Raw genomic sequence first — 6,311 nt, forward strand, 5'->3', positions numbered from 1 at the left:
GCTAAACTATATCTTTATATTGAATATGCTCGTGGCGCCTATCATCGCACCACCAAAGCGAAATGTCATTAAGTAGTAAGGGGTAGACATGTCAAAGACGGTAAGAATTGCTACGCGCAAAAGTAAACTCGCCATGTGGCAGGCGGAACATATACAAGCTCGTTTAGCGTCGCTCTATCCAGAGCTCACAATTGAGCTTGTACCCATGTCGACGCGCGGCGATATTATCCTTGATACACCTTTAGCTAAAATCGGCGGTAAGGGCTTATTCGTAAAGGAACTTGAAGCAGCGATGTTAGAAGGCAGAGCCGACCTCGCGGTACATTCTATGAAAGATCTTCCAGTTGAGTTCCCTCCTGGACTAGAGCTGCACACTATCTGCGAGAGCGAAGACCCTCGCGATGCCTTTGTCTCTAACCACTACCAATCATTGAATGAATTGCCAGAAGGCGCTGTTGTTGGAACCTGCAGTCTGCGCCGTCGTTGCCAGGTTAAAGAGCGTTTTCCACATTTAATAATCAACGATCTACGCGGCAATGTTCAAACGCGCTTACGCAAACTGGATGAAGGTCAGTTTGATGCGATTATTCTAGCTGCTTCAGGTCTTATACGATTAGAGCTCGGTGAACGTATTACATCATTTATCCCCGTTGAAGATTCATTGCCAGCTAATGGCCAAGGCGTATTAGGTATTGAAGTACGTAGCGATGATGACGAGATAAAAGCGCTGCTCGAACCACTGCAGTGCCCTACGACACGTTTTCGCGTATTAGCCGAGCGTGCGATGAATCGTCGACTTCAAGGCGGCTGCCAAGTACCTATTGGCGCGTTTGCAGTGGTGGATGGTGATCACCTCAGTTTACGAGGCTTGGTCGGCGATCCAGACGGTGTCGAGGTCATCCGAGAAGAAATCCAAGGTCCTGTCGAACAAGCCGAGGCGCTGGGTATCGAACTCGCGGAGAAGCTACTCGCACGGGGTGCAGGAGAAATTTTGAAGGCGGTGTATGACCAGCACGACTAAGGCGCTGATATTACAACCCGATGACTCTAGACAGCGTATTATCGGTGCGTTGTCGGAGTCAGCAATTCAATTTACACAACACAGTTTTATTGATATCGAGCCTATTAGCGTAAAGCCGCTTGTAAACCCGGACTACGATGGTGTGATTTGGATAAGCAAAAATGCTGTCAAGTTTGCGGCAGACGCCGGCTTTCGTTTTCTGCCCCAAACGTCAATGTTTGCAGTGGGACCAACAACGGCTCGACTGGCTGCCAATACGTTCGGCATTTCCGCATACTGTCCGACATATAAACATGATAGTGAGTCATTACTAACTCTGCCAGAAATGGTTAATGTCGATAATCAAAAATGGCTTATTATCAAAGGTGAGAAGGGCCGGGATTTACTATTCGATACGTTGCGAGCACGAGGCGCTACGGTCAGTAGCATTGATGTATATCGACGAGTAAAACGGCCATTAAATGACGAAACGCAAGTGACGCAGTGGATGAATACAGTTAATCTAATTGTAGTGACAAGCGCAGAGCAGTTAGGCTATTTTTTATCCAGCCTGCCTCGAGAAGCTGGTGGATGGCTATCCCGTTGCGATTGGATTGTTCCGAGTGAACGCTTGAGAGACCTAATTCCCTTTGTTGCAGCAGACACTATCACCGTGACTGGCAGTGCAACTGAGAGCAAGATGATTGAGGCGATAATAAAACATGGATAACGATAAGAACGAAACCCCAGAAACGGCGGCCGATTTAGCAACAGAGTCTAATCAGGCCACTTCATCAGACCCACACAAGTCGCCTAAACGATCACGCTCGCGACTTAAAAGTGCTATTTATTGGCTGTTGCTTATTTCAGTCATAGGTCTGGCTGTTTGGATTTATTTAAAGCAGCCATATAAACAATTACCATTTTGGCCGGAATCTGAAACACAGACTCAAGTAAAAGAGCCCGTCATAGAATATGCGCGTCAGGCAACCGTCGCCCGCACTCAGAAGCAGCTTGAACAGCTGCAGACCGAACTACAACAGGCGAAGCGACAGATTGAACAAAACTCAGACAACCGTGAACAGACTCAGCTCAATCGACGTCTGAACCAGATAGAACAGGAACTCAACCGGCAACAACAAACGTTGCAACAATTAGCTGATCAGCTACCTCAACAACAGGCCGAGCGTATACGTGAGTGGCGTTTATTTGAAGTCAAGCAAACCTTAGCGGCAGCAGCTCGCTCAGCGATTTTTAATGCCGACGCACAAACCGCACTTCAACTTCTTGATATTGCAAGTCAGCAATTAGCAGGTATTGAATCATCAGGAGCCTTGCAAATTCGCCAGGCAATCGAAGAGGACAAGCAAGCCTTATTAGAGTACCAACAGAGCGATGCAACGCAATGGGTCGTTGAACTTGCGGCAGCGAAACGCCAAGCCCTCTCGCTAGCAAATAAAACACCGACCCATGATTTCGCAAGTGAAAATAGACAAACCAAAGAACCGACCAATTGGCGCGAACATCTTGCTTATAATTGGCGTGCCTTTATGGATAATTTTTTCCGTATTCAAAAGTCGACTGACTCTATAGAGCCCGTTATATCAAACGAAGCCATCACCCTTAAACAGCAACAGCTCGATTTGACGCTTAGCGTTGCAGAAAATGCCGCATTAAAAGGTCAAGTTGAGCTAGCCAAAACCAAACTGAAAGAAGCGAGTGCATTAATTAGTGAGATAAAAGCAGATAGTCCGGCACAACAACGCGTACTGAAGAAGCTAGCGCAATTGGAGGATGGCATTAAACAAGCCGCTGAGCTGCCCGAAGTGTCGTCTCTTTCCGTAGCAGCAAGTCAGCTAGGAGGACGTTTACAATGAAATGGTGGGTGTACGTCCTAGTTGTTTTAATTGCGGGGGCTATTTTAGGTCCGATCTCTGCTGGCAACGCAGGTTATCTGTTAATTAATTTTGCGGGCTATACGATAGAAAGCACCGTTATTGGCTTGGTTGTATTTCTAGTAATCGCGATATTAGCGTTCAGCATAGTTATTGCTGCCATTAGAGCTTTATTAGGTAAGACGCGTGCAGGAAGTCAGTGGTTCTCGCGGCGAAAAGCTAAGAAACTTAAACAGCGAGAAAGGCGAGCTATACTTGCTATGCTGAAGCACGACTACACGTCCGCATTAGTCGATTTCGAGCTTCTCTATAAACAGCAACGTTCTGAGAATTTGGCTGCGCTATTAGCGTTCACCGCAGATAGAGCAGGGGAGCCTGGCAAAGCAAAATATTGGCTCGATACTGCGGGTTCAGACTTCAAGTCGGCGGTGGGTTTTATTTCTATGCAAAGTGAAACTCAGAATAATGGCGATCATCAGCAGCTTTCAATACGCCACGTGGAGAGTCAGCTCGATCGGGGTGAGCTTCCTCCTAGTCAATGGGCTCAGACCATTGAGTTATATAAAACCGAAAAGCGCTTAGATGACTTGCAACCTCATTTGAATCAAATCCAAGAGCAAGCAAAGCTCAGCCAACAGGATTATGACCAACTCGTATTATCGGTTTACCTGCAGCACTTTATTCGTATCGCCCATAACGATGCCAAAGCACTATTTAAAGACTGGAAGAGTCTAAGCCGCACACAGCGTAGCACACCGTCTATTCGACTCGCGTACGCAAAGGCACTGAACTACTACGGACAACACGCTGCGTGCACTAAAGTCGTCAAAAAGGGCTTGGAGCGCGGTGAGCTTAATTTGAATGATTGTGTTAATGAACACGTGTTAGTCGGTACCGACCCCAACATCATTGATTGGGTACAGTCTCACTTGAAGCGCAAACCTAACGACAGTCAGTATATCCGTGCACTTGCTGTGTTAGCTTTGGGGAACAAAGACTATTCGTTGGCTCAGCGAGCGTTAAAGAAACTTAGCGATTTAAATGCGTGCAATAAGGACGATTATATTAGGATGGGTGACGCATACGCTGCGCTAGGTGATAACCGCTTAGCGGCTAATGCTTATAAGCAAGCACTAACCGCTAAAGCGCGCTAATTACTGGCGGACACCTTCGATAGAAAGGTATAGCTCAACTTCTTTGGCCTCAGGACCTAAGTTGTAATCAATGTTGTAGTCGGCCAATGTCAGGTCGACTTCACCTTCAAAACCACGGCGGAAGCCACCCCATGGATCTTCGCCTGCACCGACCTGTTCTACTTCGATAGCAATTTCTTTGGTTACACCATTCAGAGTAAAGTTGCCGTACAGCGTACCCTCATTTTCATCATCACTATCTGGGACGTAACGTGTACTGACAAAGCTTGCCTCGGGGTATTCTCCCGTGTTTAAAAAGTCGTCGCTACGGAGATGTTTATCGCGTTCCGCATGGTTGGTATCAACGCTCGCAGTATCAATTGTCACTTCAACTGAGGCATTGCCCGGATTCGCCTCGTCGTAACTAAATTTGCCTTCAAAGTCATTGAAGCGCCCTAGCAACCAGCTATAACCTAAGTGTTTAATCTTGAACTGAATAAAGGCGTGTTGACCTTCAGTATCAATGACGTAATCGTCTGCAACCGCGGGAGCTGCTAATACGCTACCTACGATGGCGGATAATGCTAAAAGTTGTGTTTTCATAACTTAGTTTCCTCTTAAGGTTTTATCATTCGAATAAGTGTTGAACGTTTATCAATAAAGTGATGCTTTAATGCCATAACGCCATGGCCTAGCGCTAGGATCACTAAGACATAAGCGGCATATTCGTGAATAACGCCTGCTAATGTGGCTTGTTGATCTACCTGAAAGGGCAACGCAGGTACGTCAAACCAATCGAAAAAGCTAATCGGTTTGCCTTCACCCGTTGAGATTAAATAACCGCTAAAAACAACCGCGAGTAGACTGATATAAAGTAGTACGTGACCGAGTTTTGCAGCTTTTTTCTCGAATGCAGAACCATCAATTGTCGGGGTGCCTTTTACAAGCCGCCAAACAACTCTAAAAAGGGTGATGAAGAGTACCAACAAACCTAGGGACTTATGCCACCACGGTGCCGTTGTGTACCAATTAGAGTAGTAGGTAAGATCGACCATCCACCAACCCAGCACAAACAGCCCGAATACAAGCAGAGCACTGCTCCAGTGAATGATGATCATGAGGGCATCATAACCTTTTACCCCTACTTCTCGCATATTTCCTCGCTATTTCGCTGATATGTTATTGCATGACATCTGAATAATAGTATGGATATATAGAAATAAAAGCAGCCATTTTAGGAGATAACGTTCGATTTATTTGTATCGTGCGCATTCTGCGCACGGCGCGGTGTGGATGGTCGCGCACAATGCGCGACGTACGTGGCGCGGTCGTAGCGTGCGCCTTGGGCGCACGGGCCGGTGTGGATGGTCGCGCACAATGCGCGACGTACAGGGTGCGGTCGTAGCGTGCGCCTTGGGCGCACGGGCCGATATGGATGGTCGCGCAGGATGCGCGACGTACAGGGTGCGGTCGTAGCGTGCGCATTCTGCGCACGGGGCGGTGTGGGTTGTCGCGCAAGATGCGCGACGTACGCGGTGCGGGGGCGACGTGCGTCTGGCGAGCAGGCATAAAAAAATCCCCCGTGCTTGCGCACGAGGGATTGTTTATTTGAAGTCTGGCGGTGTCCTACTCTCACATGGGGAGACCCCACACTACCATCGGCGCTGGTATGTTTCACTTCTGGGTTCGGAATGGAGCCAGGTGGTGCCATACCGCTATGGCCGCCAGACATAAACTGTCACAACATGGATTCGGCTGATTGCATCGCCACTCTCTTATTCAATTCGATAAAGCGTCTTACGTGCTCAACAAGCAAACACCTTGGGTGTTGTATGGTTAAGTCTCACGGGCAATTAGTACGGGTTAGCTCAACGCCTTACAACGCTTCCACACCCCGCCTATCAACGTCGTCGTCTGCAACGACCCTTCAGAGCACTTAATGTGCTAGTGAGAGCTTATCTCGAGGCTCGCTTCCCGCTTAGATGCTTTCAGCGGTTATCGATTCCGAACTTAGCTACCCGGCAGTGCCACTGGCGTGACAACCGGAACACCAGAGGTTCGTCCACTCCGGTCCTCTCGTACTAGGAGCAGCTCCTCTCAACTCTCAAACGCCCACGGCAGATAGGGACCGAACTGTCTCACGACGTTCTAAACCCAGCTCGCGTACCACTTTAAATGGCGAACAGCCATACCCTTGGGACCGACTTCAGCCCCAGGATGTGATGAGCCGACATCGAGGTGCCAAACACCGCCGTCGATATGAACTCTTGGGCGGTATCAGCC

General features: G+C 48.1%; 6 protein-coding genes, 1 rRNA gene and 1 other annotated feature (1 of these 8 running past the window's edge). Of the genes, 4 read left to right on the forward strand and 3 right to left on the reverse strand.

What is annotated here, in order from left to right; all coding sequences use genetic code 11:
• Window positions 1-88: 88 nt before the first annotated feature.
• The 4 genes from hemC to OS145_RS03310 are packed head-to-tail and all read left to right on the forward strand — an operon-like array spanning window position 89 to window position 4,049.
• The gene (hemC, locus tag OS145_RS03295; RefSeq protein ID WP_006954681.1) at window positions 89-1,021 is read left to right on the forward strand and encodes a hydroxymethylbilane synthase; all 933 of its coding nucleotides are present in this window, start codon (window positions 89-91) and stop codon (window positions 1,019-1,021) included.
• On the forward strand, window positions 1,005-1,730 hold the full coding sequence (locus OS145_RS03300; RefSeq protein WP_006954683.1) for a uroporphyrinogen-III synthase: 726 nt from the start codon (window positions 1,005-1,007) through the stop codon (window positions 1,728-1,730). Before hemC ends, OS145_RS03300 begins: the two co-directional genes overlap by 17 nt.
• Complete coding sequence (locus OS145_RS03305) at window positions 1,723-2,877, forward strand: uroporphyrinogen-III C-methyltransferase (protein ID WP_006954685.1); 1,155 nt, start codon at window positions 1,723-1,725, stop codon at window positions 2,875-2,877. The genes OS145_RS03300 and OS145_RS03305 overlap by 8 nt, the downstream gene beginning before the upstream one ends.
• The gene (locus OS145_RS03310; RefSeq protein WP_006954687.1) at window positions 2,874-4,049 is read left to right on the forward strand and encodes a heme biosynthesis HemY N-terminal domain-containing protein; all 1,176 of its coding nucleotides are present in this window, start codon (window positions 2,874-2,876) and stop codon (window positions 4,047-4,049) included. The genes OS145_RS03305 and OS145_RS03310 overlap by 4 nt, the downstream gene beginning before the upstream one ends.
• Here OS145_RS03310 and OS145_RS03315 read toward each other — a convergent pair whose 3' ends face one another.
• From OS145_RS03315 to rrf, 3 genes are all read right to left on the reverse strand, one after another.
• Entirely contained in the window at window positions 4,050-4,631 is a 582-nt protein-coding gene (locus OS145_RS03315) for a YceI family protein (protein ID WP_006954690.1), read from the reverse strand.
• Between the two features lie 14 nt (window positions 4,632-4,645).
• Window positions 4,646-5,182 (reverse strand): cytochrome b, encoded by a 537-nt coding sequence (locus OS145_RS03320; RefSeq protein ID WP_006954693.1) that lies wholly within the window; start codon window positions 5,180-5,182, stop codon window positions 4,646-4,648.
• A 459-nt stretch (window positions 5,183-5,641) separates the two neighbouring features.
• Window positions 5,642-5,757 (reverse strand): 5S ribosomal RNA (rrf, locus tag OS145_RS03325).
• Between the two features lie 103 nt (window positions 5,758-5,860).
• Window positions 5,861-6,311, reverse strand: a sequence feature (mutual gap in cmsearch alignment for this rRNA model is longer than 100); it runs 2,183 nt beyond the window's last position.

The sequence above is a fragment of the Idiomarina baltica OS145 genome, from assembly GCF_000152885.1.
In the GTDB taxonomy this organism is placed as follows: domain Bacteria; phylum Pseudomonadota; class Gammaproteobacteria; order Enterobacterales; family Alteromonadaceae; genus Idiomarina; species Idiomarina baltica.

Excerpts from the sequence above, each read along its gene's own strand:
- OS145_RS03320 (WP_006954693.1), bottom strand. The coding sequence starts at position 5,182 with ATGCGAGAAGTAGGGGTAAAAGGTTATGATGCCCTCATGATCATCATT.
- hemC (WP_006954681.1), top strand. The coding sequence starts at position 89 with ATGTCAAAGACGGTAAGAATTGCTACGCGCAAAAGTAAACTCGCCATG.
- OS145_RS03310 (WP_006954687.1), top strand. The coding sequence starts at position 2,874 with ATGAAATGGTGGGTGTACGTCCTAGTTGTTTTAATTGCGGGGGCTATT.
- OS145_RS03305 (WP_006954685.1), top strand. The coding sequence starts at position 1,723 with ATGGATAACGATAAGAACGAAACCCCAGAAACGGCGGCCGATTTAGCA.
- OS145_RS03315 (WP_006954690.1), bottom strand. The coding sequence starts at position 4,631 with ATGAAAACACAACTTTTAGCATTATCCGCCATCGTAGGTAGCGTATTA.
- OS145_RS03300 (WP_006954683.1), top strand. The coding sequence starts at position 1,005 with ATGACCAGCACGACTAAGGCGCTGATATTACAACCCGATGACTCTAGA.